The 21,307-nt window shown below is 69.7% G+C and carries 20 protein-coding genes; 11 read left to right on the top strand and 9 right to left on the bottom strand.

What is annotated here, in order from left to right:
* Nucleotides 1-249: 249 nt before the first annotated feature.
* The 3 genes from Acy02nite_RS24265 (at nucleotide 250) to Acy02nite_RS24275 (ending at nucleotide 3,342) form a co-directional block, all read left to right on the top strand.
* Nucleotides 250-939: a DUF2992 family protein gene (locus Acy02nite_RS24265; RefSeq protein ID WP_203744328.1), complete on the top strand. Its 690-nt coding sequence runs from the start codon at nucleotides 250-252 to the stop codon at nucleotides 937-939.
* Nucleotides 940-1,075: 136 nt separating this feature from the next.
* Nucleotides 1,076-1,645, top strand: coding sequence for a sensor histidine kinase (locus Acy02nite_RS24270; protein ID WP_203744330.1), 570 nt, complete (start codon nucleotides 1,076-1,078; stop codon nucleotides 1,643-1,645).
* Nucleotides 1,646-1,731: 86 nt separating this feature from the next.
* Nucleotides 1,732-3,342, top strand: a complete 1,611-nt coding sequence (locus Acy02nite_RS24275) for an ATP-binding protein (protein ID WP_239175152.1) — start codon at nucleotides 1,732-1,734, stop codon at nucleotides 3,340-3,342.
* 202 nt (nucleotides 3,343-3,544) lie between these two features.
* Here Acy02nite_RS24275 and Acy02nite_RS24280 read toward each other — a convergent pair whose 3' ends face one another.
* The 4 genes from Acy02nite_RS24280 to Acy02nite_RS24295 form a co-directional block, all read right to left on the bottom strand.
* Entirely contained in the window at nucleotides 3,545-4,054 is a 510-nt protein-coding gene (locus Acy02nite_RS24280; RefSeq protein ID WP_203744332.1) for an HhH-GDP family DNA glycosylase, read from the bottom strand.
* A gap of 67 nt (nucleotides 4,055-4,121) precedes the next feature.
* Nucleotides 4,122-4,454 (bottom strand): MazG nucleotide pyrophosphohydrolase domain-containing protein, encoded by a 333-nt coding sequence (locus tag Acy02nite_RS24285; RefSeq protein ID WP_203744334.1) that lies wholly within the window; start codon nucleotides 4,452-4,454, stop codon nucleotides 4,122-4,124.
* A 285-nt stretch (nucleotides 4,455-4,739) separates the two neighbouring features.
* Nucleotides 4,740-5,573 carry a helix-turn-helix transcriptional regulator gene (locus Acy02nite_RS24290; RefSeq protein ID WP_203744336.1) on the bottom strand — a complete coding sequence of 278 codons (834 nt, stop codon included), beginning with the start codon at nucleotides 5,571-5,573 and terminating at the stop codon, nucleotides 4,740-4,742.
* 14 nt (nucleotides 5,574-5,587) lie between these two features.
* Nucleotides 5,588-6,094: a MarR family winged helix-turn-helix transcriptional regulator gene (locus tag Acy02nite_RS24295; protein WP_203744338.1), complete on the bottom strand. Its 507-nt coding sequence runs from the start codon at nucleotides 6,092-6,094 to the stop codon at nucleotides 5,588-5,590.
* A gap of 193 nt (nucleotides 6,095-6,287) precedes the next feature.
* Here Acy02nite_RS24295 and Acy02nite_RS24300 point away from each other — a divergent pair, with 193 nt between their 5' ends.
* Nucleotides 6,288-7,496, top strand: a complete 1,209-nt coding sequence (locus Acy02nite_RS24300) for a phospholipase D-like domain-containing protein (RefSeq protein WP_203744340.1) — start codon at nucleotides 6,288-6,290, stop codon at nucleotides 7,494-7,496.
* 503 nt (nucleotides 7,497-7,999) lie between these two features.
* On the opposite strand, the gene Acy02nite_RS24305 is transcribed toward Acy02nite_RS24300, so the two are convergent.
* Both Acy02nite_RS24305 and Acy02nite_RS24310 read right to left on the bottom strand, forming a co-directional pair.
* Nucleotides 8,000-9,199: an RNA polymerase sigma factor gene (locus Acy02nite_RS24305; protein WP_264653330.1), complete on the bottom strand. Its 1,200-nt coding sequence runs from the start codon at nucleotides 9,197-9,199 to the stop codon at nucleotides 8,000-8,002.
* Nucleotides 9,196-9,567 (bottom strand): YciI family protein, encoded by a 372-nt coding sequence (locus Acy02nite_RS24310; RefSeq protein ID WP_203744342.1) that lies wholly within the window; start codon nucleotides 9,565-9,567, stop codon nucleotides 9,196-9,198. Before Acy02nite_RS24310 ends, Acy02nite_RS24305 begins: the two co-directional genes overlap by 4 nt.
* Nucleotides 9,568-9,711: 144 nt before the next feature.
* On the opposite strand from Acy02nite_RS24310, the gene Acy02nite_RS24315 reads away from it, so the two are divergent.
* On the top strand, nucleotides 9,712-11,208 hold the full coding sequence (locus Acy02nite_RS24315; RefSeq protein ID WP_203744344.1) for an MFS transporter: 1,497 nt from the start codon (nucleotides 9,712-9,714) through the stop codon (nucleotides 11,206-11,208).
* Nucleotides 11,209-11,348: 140 nt separating this feature from the next.
* On the opposite strand, the gene Acy02nite_RS24320 is transcribed toward Acy02nite_RS24315, so the two are convergent.
* Together Acy02nite_RS24320 and Acy02nite_RS24325 are read right to left on the bottom strand one after the other, a co-directional pair.
* Nucleotides 11,349-12,329 carry a BtrH N-terminal domain-containing protein gene (locus tag Acy02nite_RS24320; protein WP_203744346.1) on the bottom strand — a complete coding sequence of 327 codons (981 nt, stop codon included), beginning with the start codon at nucleotides 12,327-12,329 and terminating at the stop codon, nucleotides 11,349-11,351.
* Nucleotides 12,330-12,730: 401 nt separating this feature from the next.
* Nucleotides 12,731-13,732 carry a phosphotransferase gene (locus Acy02nite_RS24325; RefSeq protein ID WP_203744348.1) on the bottom strand — a complete coding sequence of 334 codons (1,002 nt, stop codon included), beginning with the start codon at nucleotides 13,730-13,732 and terminating at the stop codon, nucleotides 12,731-12,733.
* Nucleotides 13,733-13,782: 50 nt separating this feature from the next.
* Between Acy02nite_RS24325 and Acy02nite_RS24330 the strand changes: the two genes are divergently transcribed.
* The 3 genes from Acy02nite_RS24330 to Acy02nite_RS24340 all read left to right on the top strand — a co-directional run bounded on the left by Acy02nite_RS24330 (nucleotide 13,783) and on the right by Acy02nite_RS24340 (nucleotide 17,592).
* Nucleotides 13,783-14,784, top strand: a complete 1,002-nt coding sequence (locus Acy02nite_RS24330; protein WP_203744350.1) for a DUF4037 domain-containing protein — start codon at nucleotides 13,783-13,785, stop codon at nucleotides 14,782-14,784.
* A gap of 189 nt (nucleotides 14,785-14,973) precedes the next feature.
* On the top strand, nucleotides 14,974-16,077 hold the full coding sequence (gene mraY / locus Acy02nite_RS24335; protein WP_203744352.1) for a phospho-N-acetylmuramoyl-pentapeptide-transferase: 1,104 nt from the start codon (nucleotides 14,974-14,976) through the stop codon (nucleotides 16,075-16,077).
* 117 nt (nucleotides 16,078-16,194) lie between these two features.
* Nucleotides 16,195-17,592 carry a serine hydrolase domain-containing protein gene (locus Acy02nite_RS24340; protein ID WP_203744354.1) on the top strand — a complete coding sequence of 466 codons (1,398 nt, stop codon included), beginning with the start codon at nucleotides 16,195-16,197 and terminating at the stop codon, nucleotides 17,590-17,592.
* A 56-nt stretch (nucleotides 17,593-17,648) separates the two neighbouring features.
* Here the strand turns inward: Acy02nite_RS24340 and Acy02nite_RS24345 are convergent, their stop codons facing one another.
* On the bottom strand, nucleotides 17,649-18,644 hold the full coding sequence (locus tag Acy02nite_RS24345; RefSeq protein ID WP_239175154.1) for a cation diffusion facilitator family transporter: 996 nt from the start codon (nucleotides 18,642-18,644) through the stop codon (nucleotides 17,649-17,651).
* 163 nt (nucleotides 18,645-18,807) lie between these two features.
* Between Acy02nite_RS24345 and Acy02nite_RS24350 the strand changes: the two genes are divergently transcribed.
* From Acy02nite_RS24350 to Acy02nite_RS24360, 3 genes are all read left to right on the top strand, one after another.
* A complete protein-coding gene (locus Acy02nite_RS24350; protein ID WP_203744358.1) occupies nucleotides 18,808-19,371 on the top strand; it encodes a GNAT family N-acetyltransferase in 564 nt (187 codons plus the stop codon).
* A gap of 93 nt (nucleotides 19,372-19,464) precedes the next feature.
* Nucleotides 19,465-20,610 carry a monooxygenase gene (locus Acy02nite_RS24355; RefSeq protein WP_203744360.1) on the top strand — a complete coding sequence of 382 codons (1,146 nt, stop codon included), beginning with the start codon at nucleotides 19,465-19,467 and terminating at the stop codon, nucleotides 20,608-20,610.
* A gap of 375 nt (nucleotides 20,611-20,985) precedes the next feature.
* A complete protein-coding gene (locus Acy02nite_RS24360; RefSeq protein ID WP_239175155.1) occupies nucleotides 20,986-21,219 on the top strand; it encodes a DNA-binding protein in 234 nt (77 codons plus the stop codon).
* Nucleotides 21,220-21,307 lie beyond the last annotated feature (88 nt).

Raw genomic sequence — 21,307 nt, forward strand, 5'->3', positions numbered from 1 at the left:
TGAGCCGCCCGCCCCCGCCGACCGATCCGCCACCCCGGCCGGCGTCACGAAGCCGAACCTGTCCACCGCGACCGGATCGCGGGTTCCTCACCTACGGGGTGGCCTTGTATCGTGGAGCCGCGCGAAAACACTGCCCCGTTGGTAGTCGGGGCGTCACCACCCAGTGGTGATCCATCTCCCGCCGCTCAGCGCGTCCACGCTGACCGGTCGTCCCGTGCAGGACGTGCTGCCTGCACTCAGGAGACGACGATGGGGACGATGACCGTGTTCTACGACGACCCGTTCTGGGTGGCTGTGCTCGAGATCCAGGACCGCGACGGCGTACACGCCACGCGGCACGTCCTGGGTTCCGAGCCGACCAATGCCGAGCTCTACCAGTTCCTGCTCCGGCACGGGACAGCTCTGCTCGCCCGGGCGCAACGATCCGCCGCCCGCGCCGACGAAATCCTCGGCCTCGACGTGCCCGACCTCGACATGGAGTTCCGCCGCGCCCTGGTCGTGGAAAAAGGCGGCGACCGCGCCTACGTGCACTGGGAAACCCTCACCGCCCGCCTGCTGCCCCGGCTCCTGCAAGGCCGCATCACCGGGCCGGTCTTCCTCGCCGACCGCCGCGCCCCCACCGGCGGCCGCCGCGCCCAGGCCCTCGCCGACATCGACCCCGACACCGGCCGAGGCCGGCTGTCCTACCCCCGCGCCGAGTACCTGTTCAAACAGGCATGCACACTCCACGACCCGCATGACGCCGGGTGGACACTGCACCAGCTACGCCACTCCGGACTGACCCACCTCGCTGCCCGCGGTCGTACCGCCGCCGAACTACAGGCCAAATCCCGCCACCGGCAACTCGCCACCCTCGGCATCTACGTCCACCTCGGCGAAGACATCGCCGCCAGAATCACCGCCGAGAACGACGCCACCAACCGCCGACGACGCCGCTGATCCTTGGAGTTGTCACGAAACAAGATCATTTTCGGCGCTAACCACTGTACCGCTCTTCCTCAACCCCGAGTTTTCGTTCCGATGCTCCCCCACGGCCGTGTGCCCGTTAGCCGAACCGGCTCCGGGGGGCCTGCCAATGACATCCGTTCAGCGACTGGCTCCCGGCAGCACGGTCATGGCCGAGGATCTGCTCGACCTGGCCAGCCTCGAGTCCGGGCACCTGGCCGTCGACCTGGTCGACACCGACCTGTGCGCCATCATCACCGAAGCCGTACACACGAACACCGCCCCGGTCGCCGCGAAGCAGCTCACCATGACCGCCCATCTGCCCGACCGCCTGGATCTGCACGCCGACCCGTCCCGGCTGCGTCAGGTCGCTGACAACCTGCTGTCCAACGCCATCAAGTACACCCCGGCCGGTGGCACGATCACCGTCACCGCCGGCCTCGACGACACCGGTCAGAAGATCGTCTGGACGGTCGCCGACACCGGTATCGGCATCCCCCGCGCCGAACGGCCCCGGCTGTTCCGCCGCTTCTACCGCGCCTCCACCGCCCTGAACAAACGCATCCCCGGCTGCGGTCTCGGCCTGGTCATCATCCGCACCATCGTCGAACGCCACCGCGGCAGCATCACCCTGGCCGAACACACCGGCCCGGGCACTACCTTCGTGATACGCCTACCCGCCAGCGCACCCACCGGCTGACCAGAGCTATCCCCCAGCGCCCGCGCGCCGCATGCGGCTTGGGTGAATCAGCGCGCAGCCGCCGGTGCTAGGACAAGGATGCAGTAGTGGGCCAACCAGGAAACCCGAACCGGACGACGGACGCGGTGACCTCCGGGCAGGCCACCGCGGCGATGGAGCTTTCACCGGGCGGTCTGACGCAGCACTCCGCGGACCGGATGGCAGCCGTCATCGCCCGGGCCGCTCACGCCAGCTGCGCGCTGATCCACCTCTTCGAGGGGCAGCGCCTACGTCTGATCGGCGGGTACGGCCTGCCGCCGGGCTTCGAGCAACGCCAGTCCGCGCCGATAGGTTCGACGCTGGCCGGGCTGGTGCTGCACAGCGGCTTTCCCGTGGTCATCTGTGACACGCACACCGACGTCCGGGTGCCGATGGACGCGCCGGTGCGCTCCACGGACCTGCGCTGCTACGCCGGGTTCCCGATCCGCGACCCGGACGGGCACATCGTCGGCGTGTGCGCCGCCATGAACAACCAGTGCCGCGACTGGCCGCCGGAACAGCTGGCCGGCGTCGACGACGGCGCGCAAGCCTGCACCGCGCTCGTCGCCGAACACCTCGCCCGCGAGCGGGAACACCACCAGAGGGTCTTCCTGGACACCCTGCTCGACAGCCTCGACACCGGGGTGGCCGCCTGCGACGCCGACGGGCACATGGTCCTGGTCAACCGGTCGCTGCGCGCGCGCCTCGGCACCGACATGGTGGCCGGCAGCGCCGACGATTGGGCCGCCCGGCTGCCGATCACCGACACCGACGGCACCCCGGTACCCCCGGAGCAAACGCCACTGCTGCGGGCCCTGCACGGCGAGCCCGCCCGAGGCGCGCAACACCTGCTGCACCTGCACGGGCAACGCCGGCTGTTCCGGATCAACGGCCACCCCATCACCAGCGACCACGGGCAGAACCTCGGCGCGGTAGCCGTCTTCCACGACATCACCGCCGCCCACCGCGCCGACCGGCTGCAACAACTACTCAACCGCACCAAGGACGACTACCTGAACCTCGTCGGGCACGAACTGCGCACCCCGATATCGATCATCGCCTTGTATCTGGACGAGCTGCGCGACGCCGACCCGGACACCCCAGCCGCACTGCTGCAGCCGCTGATCGCCGGCACCCGGCGCGGCAGCGACCGCCTGTGCCGGCTGGTCGAACAGCTGCTGGACCTGTCCGCCCTCGACGCCGGCCGCAGCCCGCTGCACCCGAGCGACATCAACCTCAGCGCCGTGGTGACCGACGCCGTCCACCACGGCACCGCACAGGCCGCCGGCAAGAACATCAGCCTCACCCGCCAGGTGCCGCACCGCACACCGCTGCACGCCGACCACGCCCGGATACGACAACTCCTCGCCCTGCTGCTGGAGAACGCGCTCGTCTACACCCCGGACGGCGGCACCGTCACCGTCGCGCTGACCAGCACCAACACCACCGTCGACCTCACCATCGACGACACCGGCTACGGCATCCCCGACCACGAACTCCCGCACGTGTTCGAACGCTTCTTCCGCGGCGCCATCGCCACCGAACTTGCCATCCCCGGCACCGGCCTAGGCCTCACCATCGCCCAACTGATCACCGAACGCCACCACGGCACCATCACCGCCGGCCCCAACACCGGCCACCCCCGCGGAACCACCCTGCACGTCAGCCTGCCCCGCTGACAGCATCCGGCCGCCACCGCGCCGCCCGCGGTGGCCCCCACCGCAGGCCCGAGTAGCGCGCTCTTCGCACATCCACATTCCGGGAGCACAGAAAACCGCAAAAGCTCTCTGACAACCCGCCGCCGTGAGACAGCCGCCGCAGGTACAGGCCTAGATCAACTGCTTAGCGTTGTTTTTGGTCTGGAAACTACGGACGGGCCTCTCAGGTGAGCAGTGGTTCGTGGTGGGGGTGAAAGAGCTCGGCGAGCTTGCCGCAGCCGCGGATCGAGTAGCCCGCGGCGGTGCCGGCCAGGCGGATGCCGAGCTGGCGGGTGATGACGAAGAGAGCGACCAGGGCTTTCCGCTCGCCGACGCCCTCGAATTCGTGTAGGCGGCGCACGAATTCCTCGGCGCTCGCTCCGGCCCAGATACGCCGGGCGTCGCCGTCGTACCTCGCGGCCACCAGTTCAGCGGCGGCGTACGCCCTGGAGGCCATCGTCCTGCGGAACGGGTGGATGGCGGGCGCCGCGCCGAACCGGCCGGCAAAGGCATCAGGGCCGAGCGCCAGGACATGGGCGGGCGCGATGCCCCTGATCCGCTCAGCCAGCCGGTGCGGCGCCGGCCACGCCTGGTCAGCGCGCATCCGCTGGTTGAACAGGACACCGAGCAGGAAGGCGAACGCGGTCCTGGGGTCCGTGATCGGCTCGATGGGCAGGCGGGAGTCGGTCGTCATGAGAACTGGTCGCACGCCTTCTTGATGAGATCGGCTATCGCCGTGGCGGCCTCGGTCCGCAGGGGGTTCAGTCCCCCTGGGTCGTCTCCCAGATGCGCTTCTTGTTGACTTCTTCCTTGTCGCGGAACGCCTGCTCCAGATCAATTCCGAGCCGGTTGGCGATCGAGCAGAGATAGATCAGCACGTCGGCAAGCTCCTCATCGACGCTACCGACGACGGACTTTTTGTCCAGTGACATTTTTTGCGCCTTGCGGAGAGCCTTGAAAAGCTCCCCGATCTCCTCACCGAGGAGCAGCGCTGATTGTTGCAAGGTATTTCCCTCGAAGACGCGCTCAGCTTCGAGTTTGCTGACGTATTCCTGGTAGTCGGCAAGGGTGGGCTGAGCTTTCAGATCCGGCACCCGCATCTCCCTTGTTGATCTAGGGCGTAACTTCCTTGCGGGGCATGCTAGTGCTTCGGGAATTCGGGTGTGGTCCGAGATGCACACGTGCCAGGGAATTTATACGAAGGAGGTTCGACTTCTGGACTTCGAACACTTGTGGCCACGATCCAATACGCGCCGTGAGAAATGATGGGAACGGGCCACCGGCCAGTTGGCGGCACGCTCGTCAGGAGCGATGGGTAGCGGCTTGACAGCGAACCGAATCGCCGGGTGTGCGCGAGCCGGATCCGGGCCAGGCCCGGCTCACGCCTCGCCGCCGGCCAGGACGATCAGCTGCCGCAGCTTCGCCTCACTCGCCGACCCCGGCTCGGCCATGAAGACCAGCAGATCCTGCCCCTCGTCCGGATCCACCAGCCGCCGGCTGAACAACTCCAGCTCACCCAGCACCGGATGCCGGTAACGTTTGAGCTCGTGGTGATGCGTCACGTCCACCTCGTGCCGCCGCCACACCTCGGCGAACTCCGGGCTGACCGCCAGCAACGCCTCCACAATCTCCCCCGCGACCCCCGCCGGATCACTCGTGTACGCCGCCCGTAGATCAACAGTGAAAACCCGGCCGCGTACCTCATGATCCTCAGGCGGATAGATGGCACGCTGCGCCGGATCGGTGAACCAGCGATACACCAGATACCGCGACAAACCGTCGAACCGGGTGTAGTCACCGAACAACGCCACCGCCGCCGGAGTCTGCAACAACGCCTCACCGAACCGGGAGAACACGATCGCCGGCGTGTCCGCAAGCCGCTCCGCGATCGTCCTGACCGCCGGACCGACCCGCTCGTCCGCCCGGGCACGCCGCGGCGCCGCATGCCCGCCCAACGCGAACAGATGCTCCCGCTCACCCGCACTGAGCCGCAACGCCCGCGCCACCGCCGCCAAGATCTGCTCCGACGGCATCGGACCGCGCTTCTGCTCCAACCGGCTGTAATAGTCGGCCGACATGCCGGCCAGCACCGCGACCTCCTCACGCCGCAACCCACCGGTACGACGCCGGGCACCCCGCGGCAGCCCCACCTCCTCCGGCTGCAACGCCTCCCGGCGAGCTCGGAGAAAGTCCGCCAGCAACGCCCGGTCCATCCCCGCGCCCAGCCTCAGCCGGCCCGCTTGCGCCGGGCACGAGGCTTCGCCGACCGCGGCGGCGCGGCACGCATGTGGTCACGGACCACACCCAGGACAGAGTGCAAGGCGCTCACATCTGCACCGCTCAACGGCTCGAACAACAACTGCCGCACCCGGTCGACATGCCCCGGCAGAACCCTCGCGACCAGGTCACGACCCACCTCGGTGACCGCCACCATCACACTGCGCTCGTCGTCCGGCGACGACGACCGCACGATCAGGCCACGCTTGTCCAGCAGACCCGCCTGATACGTCAACCCACTACGGCTGTACACGACACCGTCCGCCAGGTCCGTCATCCGCAACGTGCCCCCGGGCGCGTCGACGAGGCGGGCAAGAAGCTGGAACTGCACATAACTGAGGTCACCCTCGAGCCGCAGATGCTCATCCACCGCGTACTGAAGAAGGCTGCTGACCTCCACCAAAGCGAAGTACGCACCCAACTGCTCCGCACTCAGGCCCGGCGCCGCCTCACTCATCCCGAGATCGTACCCACGGCCCCGCCGTCACGGACCTTGAGGAACATCGGAACGAAACCGGATCGGGGTCGGCCACCTGCCAACGCCACCTGGACATGGATGAATGTCGAATTGACGCATGTAGGTTTCTAGGTAGTATTCCCCGCTGTAATCGATCATGAAACGGGGAGGAACTTTGCGGAAACGTCATGTGTTGAGAGCGGGACTGGCCCTGGTCGTGAGCGGGTTCGCCGTCGTCCTGCCCGCCCCGACGCCGGCCGCGGCCGCGAGCTCGGTGCAGACGACGATCGGCGGCTACCCGGTCTGGGCGCACTTCAACAACCCGCACGCCGCCGCGAACGGCGCGGACAACACCATTCACCTGGAGCTGCAGCGGCTGATCAACGCCGCGCCGAAGGGGTCCACCATCCAGGGCACCCTCCACTCGCTGAGCATCGACTCGGTGGCGCAGGCCCTGGTGAACGCCGAGAAGCGCGAAGTCATCGTGAAGGTCGTGATCGACGGCAAGAACGAGGCATCCACCGACTCCGGCATCGACCTGCTCAAGACGCTGAAGAACCGCAAGTTCTGCTCGTACCCGTCGACCGGGGGCCGAGCCTGCATCAGCACCAGTGGCGACGGTGACATGCACACCAAGATGTTCACCTTCACGTCCACGACCGACCCGAACGGTGTCGCCCGGTCCAACGTCTCCTGGTTCGGTTCGGCGAACATGACGTACACGACCGGCCCGAACTCGTTCAACAACACCATCACGGTCTACGGCGACACCACGTTGATGAACGGCCTGAACGCCAACTTCACCGACATGTGGAACGGCAAGCACGTCGCCGGCAACAACTACTACGACGCCGCCTCGGGTCGTGGCTACTACCAGGCCTCCGCCGCCGACGCGTACGCCTCCCCGGAAGCCGCCGGTGAGACCGACACCATCGTCACCCGGCTCAACGACGCCACCCCGGACGCGAACTGCCGGCTGCGGATCGGCATGGCCTTCATCACCGGCGGCCGTCCCGGCCTCACCAGCCTGGTCAAGAAGTTCAAGTCGGCCGGCTGCCAGATCTGGGTCGTCGTCGGCACCAAGACCGACGGCAGCATCGACATGACCGAGAGCGTCTACGACGACCTGATCGGCGCCGGAATCAAGATCCACCGGATGGACATGGTGCACGACAAGTTCTTTGCGCTGTACGCGAAGTTCGGCGACACCTACAACTATCGGGTCTACACCGGTTCGCAGAACTGGAGCGCGGACGCGCTGACCGACAACGACGAGATCTTCGTCAAGATGGCGCCGGAGTCGGGCACCACCCACCCGCTCTACGACGCGTACTTCACCCACTTCAACGACGCCTACAACAACGGCGTCGCCTGCACCGCCTCGAACTACCCCTGCAAGTAGGGGCCGAAGTTCGAGACCAGGGCCGCGCCCCGCAACGGGCGCGGCCCTTCTCGTTCGTGCCGGACTCTTGCGCCTCGGCCAGCCCACCGAGCTCCGGCCCGGCCACCACCGGCGTCGTCCCGGCCAAGGCCGCCGCCTCCTCCGTCACATCCGGCCCCGGATGCGACCCCAGCAGCCGGACAACCGCTGCGCCGACCCGGTCAACGCCTGATACGACCAGGAGCACGCGGTCCGCACATCAGGACCGGCATCCTCACTGCCCAGCGCATCAAGCCCACCGGCCGCCCGATCCAACCGTCCCGCGATGTCCGCCGGCGAGAACGACGGGTTCACCGCGCTGCGAGCGGCCACCATGCCCACGTCGCACCGGCTGATCCACACGCGTACGGCGACGCTGAGGCGCCCGGTTCTTGTCGGACGCTGTCGGCGAAGCCGTCCTTTTGGTTGTGGGTGCGGCTTGCCGCACTACCTCTAAGCCATCCTAGGATGGCTGGACTCGGGTGTCAGGTGCGAAGACGGTTCGCCCGCGACTCAAGGTGACGCCGCTCCGCGAGACTCGCCGTGGCCTTCGCCGCCCGCCGGTACCACTCGTAGGCCGCCACGCTGTCACCCGCCTTCTCCAGCAGATGCGCCCGCACCGACAGCAACCGGTGATGCCCCGCCATCCGCTCATCAGCGTCCAACCCGGCGAGCAGCTCCAGACCCGCCCGTGGCCCGTCCACCTCGGCAAGCGCAACCGCCCGATTCAGCGTCACCATCGGATTCGGCGCGATCCGCTCCAGGATCAGATACAACGCGTACACCTGCCGCCAGTTGGTCTCGGCAGCCGTCGCCGCATCCGCATGCGTCGCCGCGATCGCCGCCTGCAACTGGTACGGCCCCAGCTCCGGCGCCCCCAGCGAGCCCTTCGCCAGTTCGAGCCCCTCCTCGATCAACACCCGGTCCCACCGCGTACGGTCCTGGGAGTCCAACGGCACCAGATCCCCGCCCGCCGTTGTCCGCGCCACCCGCCGCGCGTGCGTGAGCAGCATCAACGCCAGCAGCCCGGTCACCTCCCCATCCGCCGGACGCTGCGCGTGCACGAGCCGCGCCAGCCGGATCGCCTCCCCCGCCAGATCCGCCCGGTCCAGCGACGACCCCGACGACGCCGTGTACCCCTCGTTGAAGATCAGATACAGCACGTGCAGCACCACCGGCAGCCGCTGCGACACGTCCGGCAGCGGAAACGAGCCACCCGCCGCCCGGATCCGCTGCTTCGCCCGGCTGATCCGCGCCGCCATCGTCGCCTCCGGCACCAGGAACGCCCGCGCGATCTCCGCCGTCGTCAGCCCACCCACCGCACGCAACGTCAACGCCGTCTGCGACGCCGCCGTCAGCGCCGGATGACAGCACAGGAACAGCAGCAACAGCGTGTCATCGGTGTCCGCGACCTCCACCGGAACCTCGGCCGCGTTCGCCGACTCCCGCTCCCGCCGCGCCGACTCACTACGCACCTCGTCGATCAGCCGCCGCGACGCCACCGTCATCAGCCAGGCCCGCGGATTCGCCGGCACCCCCTCGACCGGCCACTGCACCGACGCCGCCAGCCCCGCCTCCTGAACCGCGTCCTCACACCCCTCGAACTGCCCGTACCGGCGCACCAGCGCGCCGAGGACCTGCGGCATCACCTCCCGCAGCAGGTCCTCGATGGCCAGCCCGGTCACGCCTCCAGAACCCCGTCCGCGAACATCACCTGACGCACCTCGATCCCCAGCCCCTCGATCGCCGCATCCGGAATCTGCGCCGCCAGCTCGATCGCCCGCTCCTTGCTCTCCACGTCGACGAAGTAGAACCCGCCCAGGTACTCCTTCGACTCCAGGAACGGCCCGTCGGTCACCACCCGCTGCCCGTCACGCACCTTCACCACGACCGCCTGCGACGGATCCACCAGCGCCTGCGTCGTGATCAACTCCCCGCGCTCCTTCAACCCGTCCATGAACCGCCCGTGCCCCTCACCGATCGCCGTCCGCTCCTCCTCGGTCAACGCCTCCAGCACCGCCGGGTTGATGTGCATGCTGATCAGGAACTTCATCGTGATACCTCCGCAAGAGTGATGTCTTCTCGCCGCTTGGTCGGAGCCGCCGGGCCCACCTTGACATCCCCGGCCGACAATTCTTCGCAGGCTTCCCCGACCCGAGTCGCGTCAAGAATCCCGGCCCCGTTCCGACCACCCGTCATGACAGCTCTCCCGTCCAGCACGACGCGCCGGCCCACCGCCGGCAACCTCCGGACCTGGCTCGGCCTGGCCCTGCTCATGCTGCCCACCCTGATCGTCGCCATGGACCTGACCGCCCTGCTGCTCGCCCTTCCTCAACTCAGCGCTGGCCTCGGCGCGACCGCCGTCGAACAACTGTGGATCAGCGACAGCTACGGCCTCACCGTCGCCGCCCTGGTCATCACCATGGGAACCCTCGGCGACCGCATCGGCCGCCGCCGGCTGCTCCTCATCGGCGCCGCCGCGTTCGCCGCCCTGTCCCTGCTCGCCGCGTTCGCCACCGGCCCACTCACCCTCATCGCCGCCCGCGCCCTGCTCGGCGTCGCCGGCGCCACCCTCACCCCGGCCACCCTCGCCCTGATCACCACCATGTTCCGCGACGACCACCGGCGCGGCCGCGCCATCGCCGTCTGGGCCACCTGCCAGTTCACCGGAGGCGCCCTCGGCCCCGTCCTCGCCGGACTGCTGCTCCAGCACTTCTGGTGGGGCTCGGTCTTCCTGCTCGCCGTCCCACCGATGCTGGTGCTGCTGCTCACCGGCCCGTTCCTGCTCCCGGAATCCCGCGCACCGCAACCCGGCCGCCTCGACCCGGCCAGCGTCGCCCTCTCCCTCACCGCCGTCCTGCTGCTCATCTACGCCCTCAAACAGGCCACCACCGGAAGCCGGCCGCTCCTTCCCGCCGTGGCGCTCGCCGCCGGCACGGCCCTCGCCGTCACCTTCGTACGCCGTCAGAAACGCCTTCCCGCACCCCTGCTCGACCTGCGACTGCTCCGCAGCCGGACCTTCACCGCCGTCCTCGTCGCCCTCGTCGGCGCGGGCATCGCCATGGCCGGCACCGGACTGCTCGTCACCCAGTACCTGCAAGGCGTTCGCGGCCACTCCCCGTTCACCTCCGCCATCCTGTTCGCCCCGATGGGCCTCGGCGTCGCCGCCGGCACCCTGACCGCGCCCGCCCTGGCCCGCCGTCTCGCCCCGATCACCGCCATCGCCGCCGGCCTGACGGTGTCGGCCCTGGGCAGCCTGCTGCTGCTCACCAGTTCCCTCCCGCTGATCCTGCTCGGCATCACCGTCCAGGCCCTGGGCACCGGCCCGCTGTTCGCTCTCGGCACCGGCCTGATCCTCAGCGCCGTCCCGCCGTCACGGGCCGGCTCCGCCGCCTCGATGTCCGAAACCGGCAACTACTTCGGCGGCTCCCTCGGCTTCGCCCTCCTCGGCGTTCTCGCCACCGTCGTCTACCGCACCGGGATGCACGGCACCTCGGACTCGCTGCCCGGCGCCCTGGCCGCAAGCCGGCACCTGCCCCCGGCCCAGGCCACCGACCTGCTCCTCCACGCCCGCCACGCCTTCACGACGAGCCTGCACGTGACCGCCTTGGTGGCCGCCCTGATCCTGGCCGCCCTCGCCCTGCTCATCCACACCGCCCGCCGGCCCGCCACCTTCGCCGAGCCCGGACGGTAAGACTCGCCGGTGAGACGCGCCGCGCTCAGTTGTGAGTCGTCCGGTTCACCATGAGCCGTCGCCCTCACCGCGGCCCCTTGATCCGCCGCTCCCCCGAATCCGCGCTTGCAGCCGGAGCCGAACCGTGACAACCGGCGCCCTCACAACGCCGCCAAGGTCTGCATCGCCCGGCGCTCGCGATCCGCCAGATCGGCGAGCAGATCCGAGGCACGCCCCAAAGGCGCCGGGTCACCCGACTCGCCGGCGGCGGCAAAACAGTCGGCGACCTCGGTCCACAACGGTGCGATCTCCCCGAACATCCGATGCCCGGCCCGCAACCTCTCGTCGCCGACGATCGTCGCTGCCTCACCGAGAAAGTCCCGATACATGGCCCGGAACAGCGCCCCACCGGTCCCGCCGCGTTCCATCAGCATCGCCGTCTGCCGCAGGTCCCGCGCCGGGTCCGCGGAACGCTCCCACCACGTGCGCACCTGCCGGGACGCCTTGCCGATCCCGCGAAATCCCAGATTCGCGATCGGCGGATTCAGGAACGTCGCCGCGTTGCCACGAACCGCCGACCGGATCGCCGCGCTCAGATCGCACCGGTTCCTGGGCACCGCCACGGTGAACGACAGATGCCGCGCCGTCATCGGCCCACGCTCGGCCCGAGCCAGCTCCAGACTCTTCAGTGAGGTCGTGACCGCGCTGCCCTGCTGAGCGGTGTCGACCAGAAAAGCGCGCTCCTCGTCGTATCCGTACATGGCGACGACATGCCCGCCGAAGTGCGTCCTCGCCGTGAAGTAGTCCAAGTGGTAGCAGTCCAGCTGGAGCCCGACCGGCCGGCCCGACTCGAGCGCCGCGACGACGTTGCGCCACGCCTTGCCGGCCGACGCGGTCTGCTCCACCCACAGCGCCAGGCCGAGCCGGTCGGCGAGCGTCCGCGTGATCTGCATCGGTTTGGAGCGGCCACCGAGGAATGGGAAGTCCAGGTTCTTCGCGTCCCAGTAGACGAAGCCCAGCCCCTCGCCCAGACCGAACATCATCGGCTCCGACAGCTCCAGCCCGGCATGACCCAGCAGAGCTCCCAGCGCTGTCGTCTCGCAGTGCCGGCCACCCGGGAAGGCCACATCGTCGATGATCATGCCGTCACCGGGTCCACACTCGCGCGGACGGCAACAGCCATGGCGTCGGTTCTCTCGGGCACCGCAACCTCCAGGTCTCGTCAGCGCCGAGCCGGGCTGCCGGGCGCTGTCCACAGCCTCAGGTCTGCCCCAGGGGCAAAGTCAACCCGCTGGCGAAGGAATCTGGTTCGGTCGGCGAAGCCGTCCTTTCGGATGTTGGGTGCGGCTTGCCGCACTGTACCTAAGCCGTCCTAGGACAATAGGATGTAAGGGTGGAGGTCCTTATCGGATCGGCGGGGCGCGTCGAGGTTTTCCACACTGGCGGGTTGTCCACAGCGCATCCGCATGATCTTGCGGTGGCGGGCGACAATGGCGATGGCGGTCAGCCCCCGAGGTGGGTGGGGACCATCACGCGGGCGGTGCTAACGCAGGGCCTCGGCCGCCCATCGGGCCACCACTTCCAGCACCGGGGCCCGCCCGGCGAACCGCTCCGCCCACCCCCGCGAGTCGTAGGCTGCCGCCCGCTGGTCCCGCATCACCGCGTCGATCATGCGAGGCGCCAGCCAGAAGTACTTGGCCGCCCCGGCAATCATGATCGCCCGCTGCACCAGGGACGGGTCCACCTCCGCGGACAGCCCCCGCACATAACCCTCGGTGACCGCCGCCAGCACCCCGTCCATCAGCGACAGGTCGACGAGACCGTCGAAGAACGTGTCCAGCGCCAGATTGGCCGCATCCTCCCCGATCGCCCCGGGCCCGGCGAACGCCCAGTCCAGCAGCACCGGCCCGGACTCGGCGAGGACCACGTTCATCGGCCACACGTCGTGATGGCACAGGGTCCGCGGCAGGGCGTCGGCCGCCGCGAGCAGATCATGACGCCGGGCCCACATCTCCCGCAGCCGGGCGCGCAGTTCTGGCTCCCAGGCCGCCACCACCACCGGGTGATGCCAATCCAATTCCTGCGGTACGGGTTGTGCCAGCGTGTAGTCCCGGAGAAAGTCCCGTGCCAGCCACGCCGCCTCCGGCGGACCGCCCAGCCATCGGGCCTGCGCGACCCCGAGCCGGTAGGCGAGGTCCCCGAGGTCCTCGGGCCGCCACGACGACATCGGTGCACCACGCACGTCGGCGAGCAGCATCGCGAGTGAGCCGTCGGGCTGTTCCTCGATCTCGTACAGTTCCGGAACTGACAGTCCACCCGCGGCGAACGCGGTCGCCGCGAACCCGTTCTGATAGAGGATCGGCTCGCGCCGCCAATAGTTGAAATGACCGGGATCATCGCTGGCCGCCAGATGCGCCGCCGCCCCGTCACGGCGCCGCATGACGAGTTTGCGCACCGCTGTCCCGCGATCGCGCGGCACCCGCCACACCCCGCCGGTGACCTCGTTCGCCGTGCCGTGGGTCAGTTGTTCCGGCACGGCGGTCACGACGCGAGAATTCGGATGATCCACATGATTTCGGATGGTAGACCGATCCCATGCCCGAATTCCGGCCCGGCGTGGAACTGTCCCGACTGTTCTACCTCGAGGCGGTACGCCCGCTGCTCGGTGACCGCCCGCACCTCGCCGCCCGGATCGGCCCCGGCAGCGACGTCCTCGGTTTCGACACGGAACGCTCCACCGACCACGACTGGGGTCCCCGCGTCGACCTGTTCCTGGACGACGCCGGGCTGTCCGAGCGACTGCGGCACGAACTGCCGAAACGCTTCCTGGGCTGGCCGACTAACTTCGTCCCGCCGGGCGCCCGGGTCCGCTCGATGGCCGACACCGACGGCCCGGTCGACCACTACGTGACGGTGACGCCACTCGATGCCTGGATGCGCGCGAGAATCGGCGACGATCCCGGCTGGCTCGCCATTCCCTGGCAGCGGCTCGCCGAGATCACCGGAGGCGCCGTGTTTCACGACCCGGACGGCGAGCTCACCGCGATCCGGGAACGGTTCTCGTGGTATTCCGACGAGCTCTGGCGGTACGTGCTGGGCTGCCAATGGGCGCGCATCGGCCAGGAGGAGTCGTTCGTCGGCCGCACCGCCGAACTCGGCGACGACACGGGTTCCCGCGTCGTGACGGCACGACTCGTCCGCGACGTCGCACGGTTGTTCCTGTTGCAACAGCGCCGCTGGCCGCCGTACGGGAAATGGCTCGGAACCGCGATCGCCGGCGACCCGGCGGCGAAACACCTGGTTGCCGCATTGTCGTCGGACGATGCGGATCAGCGGTCCGCGGCGCTGTGCGACGCCTACGAGGAAGCCGCCCGCCGCCAGAACGCCCTCGGCCTGTGCGCCCCGCAGGAGACGCGGCGCCGGCCGTACTTCGACCGCGGCTATCCGGTGATCGACGCCGGCCGTTTCGCCGCCGCGCTCCTCGGCGGCGAGCCCGCGATCGGCTCGATCGACCAGATCACCGACAGCAACGACGTCCTCGACCGGCCTGACCTCTGCATCGCGGTGAGCAACGCGGCACGCTCCCCCCGTCCGTGAGACGACCGCCCCGCGAGGACCCGAGGCCCGGGCCTTCCCGGGGCGCGAACCGCGGAGCTGTGGGGTCCGGCTGGTCCGGTGACCGGCGGATGGCAAGATCATGCCCCGTGATCGATGATGCCGACTTGTCCGACATGCATTGCGCGGTGGGGACCCCGTGACTGATCCAGATCTCATGGAGGCCCGCCGGTGAGGGCGGTCATCGTCGCGGCCGCGGTCGCGTTCATCATCTCCCTGCTCACCACGCCGGTGGCGATCCGCGCGTTCACCGCGCTCAAGGCCGGGCAGCCGATCCGTTCGCTCGGCCTCGCCTCGAACGAGGGCAAGAAGGGCACCCCGCCGATGGGCGGCGTGGTGTTCATCGTGGCGACCCTGATCGCGTACGTGGCGGGGCACCTGGCGCTGACCACGCTGCCCGAGCGGCAGATCGCGCAGGAGAAGCCGACCATGACGGCTCTCGTCCTGCTCGGCCTGCTCGTCTTCTGCGGCGCGGTCGGCTTCGTCGACGACCTGCTCAAGGTGCGCCGGCGCAACTCCGACGGCCTGTCCGCCAAGGGCAAACTGCTCGGCCAGGTGATCATCGGCATCGGGTTCGGCATCGCCGCGCTCTACGTGGCGAGCACGAACGGCCAGACCGTGGCCAGCGAGCACATCTCGTTCATCCGGGACATCAGCTGGCTGAACGTCGGCAAGGTCGGCTCGGTGATGGTGTTCGTCTTCGTGATCACGGCGATGTCGAACGGCGTGAACCTCACCGACGGCCTCGACGGCCTGGCCACCGGCGCGTCGACGCTGGTGCTCGGCGCGTACGCGCTGATCGGGTACTGGCAGTACCGGCACTGGTGTGCCGACGAGACGTTCGCCCGGGCGAACGAGTACTGCTACCAGACCCGGGATCCCCTCGAGGTTGCCATGATCGCGGCGGCGGCCGCCGCGGCCTGCGTGGGCTTCCTGTGGTGGAACACGTCCCCGGCGCGGATCTTCATGGGTGACGTGGGCGCGCTCGGGCTCGGCGCCCTGATCGGCGGCCTCGCGGTGGCGACCCGCACCACGCTGCTGTCGATCCTGATCGGCGGGCTCTTCTTCATCATCACGATCACCTGGGTGATCCAGATCGTCTCGTACAAGACCACCGGCAAACGCGTCTTCCGGATGGTGCCGCTGCACCACCACTTCGAGCTGGCCGGGTGGAGCGAGGTCAACATCGTGGTCCGGTTCTGGACCGTGGCCGGCGTCTGCGTGGCGATCGGCCTGGGCGTGTTCTACTCGGACTTCCTGACAGCCGTCGGCTGAGCCACGGCACCGTCCGCGCCGCGTGGGCAGCGGCGGCGTAGTCACCTCCGGCAGCAGGCGCGGGGAGCGATCGGAAAGCGGTCGCGCCCCGCCTCGCCGGTCACATAGATTGCGCGGATGCCTCTGCCACGTGCGACTCCGGCCGCCGCGGGCGTCTCGTCCCGGGCGATCAGCGCCCTGCTGGACCGGCTCGAGGAGAGCCTGGAGCCGCACTCGATCATGATCGTTCACCGCGGTCAGGTCGTCGCCGAGGGCTGGTGGGCGCCGTACACCGCGGAGCGCCCGCAGCTGCTCTACTCCCTGACCAAGTCGTTCACCTCGATCGCCGCCGGTCTGGCGATCGCCGACGGCCTGCTGTCGCTGGACGACCGGATCGTCGACGTGCTGCCCGGGCACGTCCCGCCGGACATCTCGGCGCAGGGGCGGCGGCTCACCGTCCACCACCTGCTGTCGATGACGGCCGGATACCCTGGGGACAGCCTCGCCGACGCCTGGCTGCTCGAACCGGACGACCTGGTCAAAGGCTTCCTGCGGATGCCGTTCACCAGCCCGGAGGGGACCCGGCACAGCTACGACAACGCCACGACCTTCGTGCTGGCCCGCATGGTGGAGAAGGTCACCGGCCGTGACCTGCCGGGCTTCCTCGACGAGCGCCTGTTCGCGCCGCTGGGCATTAACCACGCCGAGTGGGACCGGGTGGCGAGCGGCGCCGTGTTCGGCTTCCACGGCCTGCACCTGACGACGGAGGCGGTCGCCACCGTCGGGCAGTTGCTGCTGCGCGGCGGCGGCGATCTGATCCCCCGGGCGTGGGTCGAGCTCGCGACCAGCAAGCACGTCGACACCGACCTGATCGACGGCTGGACCGAGAACCCCGACGACCTTTGCGGGTACGGATACCAGTTCTGGATGTCACGCCACGGCTTCCGCGGTAACGGTGCGTACGGTCAGCAGCTCATCGTCGTACCGTCGCACGATCTGGTCGTCGTCGTGACCGGCGCCGAGCAGCCGGAGGTGACGATGCCCGGCGCCGTGTGGGAGTGCCTGCTGCCCGGCCTCGGCGCGCCGGACACCGCCCGCGACGACGCGCTGCTCGCCGAGCGGCTGCGCACCCTGTCGCTCGCGCCCGTGTCCGGGCAGGCAGACCCGTCCCCTCGCGTCACGGCGAAGCTCGCCGGTTCCGAGGTGCTGCCGGACGGGACCGTGATCACCATCGAGCCCGACGACGACGGCGGCGGCTGGCGGCTGCGGCTCGGCGAGTCGCTCACGGTCGTGGCCGGGCACGACGGCTGGCGGGAGAGCGCACCGCTCGGCCGCCCGGTCGTCGCCACCGCCGCCTGGCAGGGCGACACGTTCGTCGCCGACCTCTACGTGATCACCACGCCGCACCATGTCCGGCTGGTCGTCGACGCCCTCACCGCGACGGCGACCGCGACGTGGTCCACCGTGCCGCTGACCGGCCCGCTCCTGGAACGACACCTGCGATCCCCGCTGATGACCCGCCCCGACGTCGCCTGACCCACGTACCGGCCGGCACGCGGCGGCGCCGGGCAGTCGCGGTTGGACGGGCGGGCTCAGACGCTGAGGTGGGCGGGCGAGACCCGCAGGTGCAGCTCGGCACCGGGCCGGGTGGCCGGGGTGACGTGCACGGTCGCCTCGGTGAGGCGCGGGACGTGGTGGGTGAGCTGCTGCACGGCGTCCGCGGCGATCTCGTGGGCGGCCATCAAACTCAGCGCGGCGTCGACGACGACGGCCGCTTCGGCGTGCAGGTGGTGGCCGACCCAGCGCATGCGCAGGCCGGCGACGTCGCGCACGCCGGGGATCAGGCGCAGCTCGCGTTCGGCCCGGTCGACGAGCCCGGGGTCGACCCGGTCCATCAGGCGGCGGTAGACCTCGCGGGCGGCGTCCGTGAGAACGACGACGATCGCCGCCGTGATGATCAGGCCGATGACCGGATCCGCCCACCGCCAGCCGAGCGCGGCCCCGCCGGCGGCGAGGACGACGGCCAGCGACGCGAAACCGTTGGTGCGGGCGTGCCGACCGTCGGCGACCAGGGCGGCCGAGCCGATGCGGTGGCCGACGGCGATGCGGTACCGGGCGACGAGCTCGTTGCCGGCGAAGCCGATCACGCCGGCGGCGGCGACCCACGGGAGGTGCGTCACCGTGCGCGGCTCGGCCAGGCGCTGGACGGCGACGATCGCGCAGGTGACCGCCGAGGCCGCGACGACCAGCACGACGACGATGCCCGCGAGATCCCCGGCACGGCCGAAACCATAGGTGTACGCCCTGGTGGCGGCCCTGCGCCCGAGCCAGAACACGATGCCCGGCGGTACGGCCGTGAGCGCGCCGGCGACGTTGCGCAGGGTGTCGCCGAGCAGGGCGGCCGAGCCGGCGAATCCGGCGACAGCGGCCTGGGCGAGGGCGGTGGCGGTGAGGACGGCCAGGGAGATCCAGAGCGCGCGGATGCCGGCCCGGGAGGATTCGAGCGCGTCGTCGACCCTGCCGGCGGCGGCGTGGGAGTGCGGGAGCAAGCGGTGAAGCCGGCTGTGGGCGTGGTCGTCGTGGCTCATCGGTCGTTTCTTCCTCCTCGGCATGGCCGCGGCCACCATATGTGCTCAGGCACGCGCGCGACGGCATTACCGAGGCCGGTGAGCTGCGGAAACAACCTGCGAGTGACAGCGCCGTGCCGGGACGGTCCCGCCCGAGATCACTCTGGATCTAGAATGCGGACGCGTGACAACGATCGCCTTGGCCACCCCGTCCGACCGTACGCGGGTCGTCGATTCTCTCGTCCCTGCCTTCACCGGCGATCCCGTTCTGCGCTGGCTGTTCCCGGACGACGCCACCTACCCGGCGCACGCCGCGGCGTTCTTCGGGCGGCTCTTCGACAAGCGCGTCGGCCGTGACTCGATCTGGATCGCCGAGGGCGGCAACAGCGTCGCCATCTGGGAGCCGCCGGCCGACGGCACCCCGGTCCCGGAGCTGGAGCTGGACGTCCCGGCCGACGTGAAGGCCCGCGTCGACGCCTACGACCACACCGTCCACGCGCTGCTGCCCGACGAGCCGTACTGGTATCTCGGTGTTCTCGGCACCCACCCGGAGCACCTCGGCCGCCGCCTCGGGCACACCCTGATGGCGCAGGGCCTTCAGCGGGCCGCCGCCGACGGCGTCCCGGCGATCCTGGAGACGGCCTCCGAGGGCAACGTCGCCATGTACCGCCGGGCCGGTTGGGAGGTCATCGCCTCGGCCTCCGAGCCGTTGCCGTTCTGGCTGCTCAAGCACGAGCAGGGCCGGTAGAAGCCAGATCGGGGTGAGGAACTACGGGACATCCCGGATGTGATCAGCACGCCCCAAACGGGACGATTCGCAGGTCTAGATGGGAGGGCACCCGTGAAGCGAATCCTGCTCCCCGCGGCCGCGTTGTTGCTGCTCGCGGCCTGCGGATCCACCGAAACCCCGACCGCAGCCCCGGCCCCGTCCAGCCCGCACACCGGGCACTCGGCCGCCTCGGCGCCACCACCGACCTCGCTACGGGCCGGGGAGCGGTTCGTCGATCTGGCGCTCCCCCAGCCGTACACTCCGCAGGGTCCCAACGGCGGAACCGACGACTACCGCTGCTTCCTCGTCGACCCCGGCCTGACCACGACGTCCTACCTGACCGGCAGCCAGTTCCTGCCGCAGAACGCGGCGATCGTGCACCACGCGATCTTCTACCGGCTCGACCCGCAACAGGCTCTGCAGGCCACCAAGGCCGACGACGAGAGCCCCGGTGAGGGCTGGACCTGCTTCGGCGACGCCGGGGTCGAGGGGCAGACCGCGTGGGTCGCGCACTGGGCGCCCGGCGCCGGCGAGACCCTGATGCCCGGCGGTTTCGGCTTCTCCATGCCGCCCGGCAGCAAACTCGTCATGCAGGTGCACTACAACCTGCTGGAGACCGGCAGCGCCGGCCAGACCGACCAGTCCGGCATCAAGCTGCGGGTCGCGGCCGGCACCACCCCGCTCCAACAGCTGGACACCGCGCTGTTCCCCGCCCCGATCGAGCTGCCCTGCGCGGCCGGCGAGTCCGGCCCGCTCTGCGACCGGGACGCCGCCGTGGCCGACGTCGGCAAACGCTTCGGCACCGCCGCCGGCGAGCAGGAGTCGCACCTGATCGAGGGCTGCAGCGCCGGCAAGGTGACCCCCGGCGACACGCAGCACTGCGACCAGCCGGTCAGGGAGAACGCCACGATCTACCTGGCCGCCGGTCACATGCACCTGCTCGGGCGCGCCATCAAGATCGAGCTGAACCCGGGCAAGCCCGGCGCGCAGACCATCCTGGACGTCCCGCAGTACAACTTCGACAACCAGGCCCTGGTCCCCCTCCCGAAGCCGATCACGGTCAAGGCGGGCGACACCGTCCGCGTCACCTGCACCCACGACGCGAAGCTGCGCAAACTGCTGCCGCAACTGCAGAAACTGCCTCCGCGGTACGTCGTCTGGGGCGAGGGCACCAGCGACGAGATGTGCCTCGGCATCCTCGTGGTCGCCGCTCGCTAACCCACGCATCCCGGCCGCCGTGACCCCGCTGTGGGCGCGGCGGCCGGAGTGCGTCGGCGTGTCCACAGCCCGGGTGCCGTCGCCGTGAACCCGGGCGGGAACGGCACGGTCACCTCTCGTAGCGCGTCCTAGGAAGATAGGCCGAACGCTCCCACCCTCGGACGAGCGCCGGGATCACCGGATCGGGTACGACGGAACGAAGCGGTGACGGTCGATGGCTGCCGCCCGGGAAGTCCGTGCGCTGGTCGCAGGGCATCTGGCGGCCTGACGAGCACCGATACCCCGAACCGGGCCCGTTTTCCCGAACAAAGTTTCCGCAATAAGTTGCCCCTGCGGTCTACCCGAAGGGGTTGCTGTGTGCCTATAGTCGCACGTATGACCACCAAGCGCCCCAAGCTGATGGGCACCCAGGAGATCGGGATCCGCCTCGGCTCGATCAGCCGCCAGCGGGTCAACCAGCTGACCCTGAAGACGCACTTCCCCAAGCCCGCCGCCGATCTCGCCCAGGGCCGGGTCTGGCTCGCCGAGGACATCGAGGAGTGGATCAGCGTCCACCGCAGCGAGCCGGCCTCGATCCGCCCGCGCAAGTCCACGTCGCCCCGCCCATGACACCGGACCAGGCGGGCCGTCCCGGCCCGGACGTTGACTATCTCATCGAGGCGCACTAAACCCATCGATGAGCATTGAACAGATTCGC

The organism is Actinoplanes cyaneus, from assembly GCF_016862095.1.
Taxonomy (GTDB): domain Bacteria; phylum Actinomycetota; class Actinomycetes; order Mycobacteriales; family Micromonosporaceae; genus Actinoplanes; species Actinoplanes cyaneus.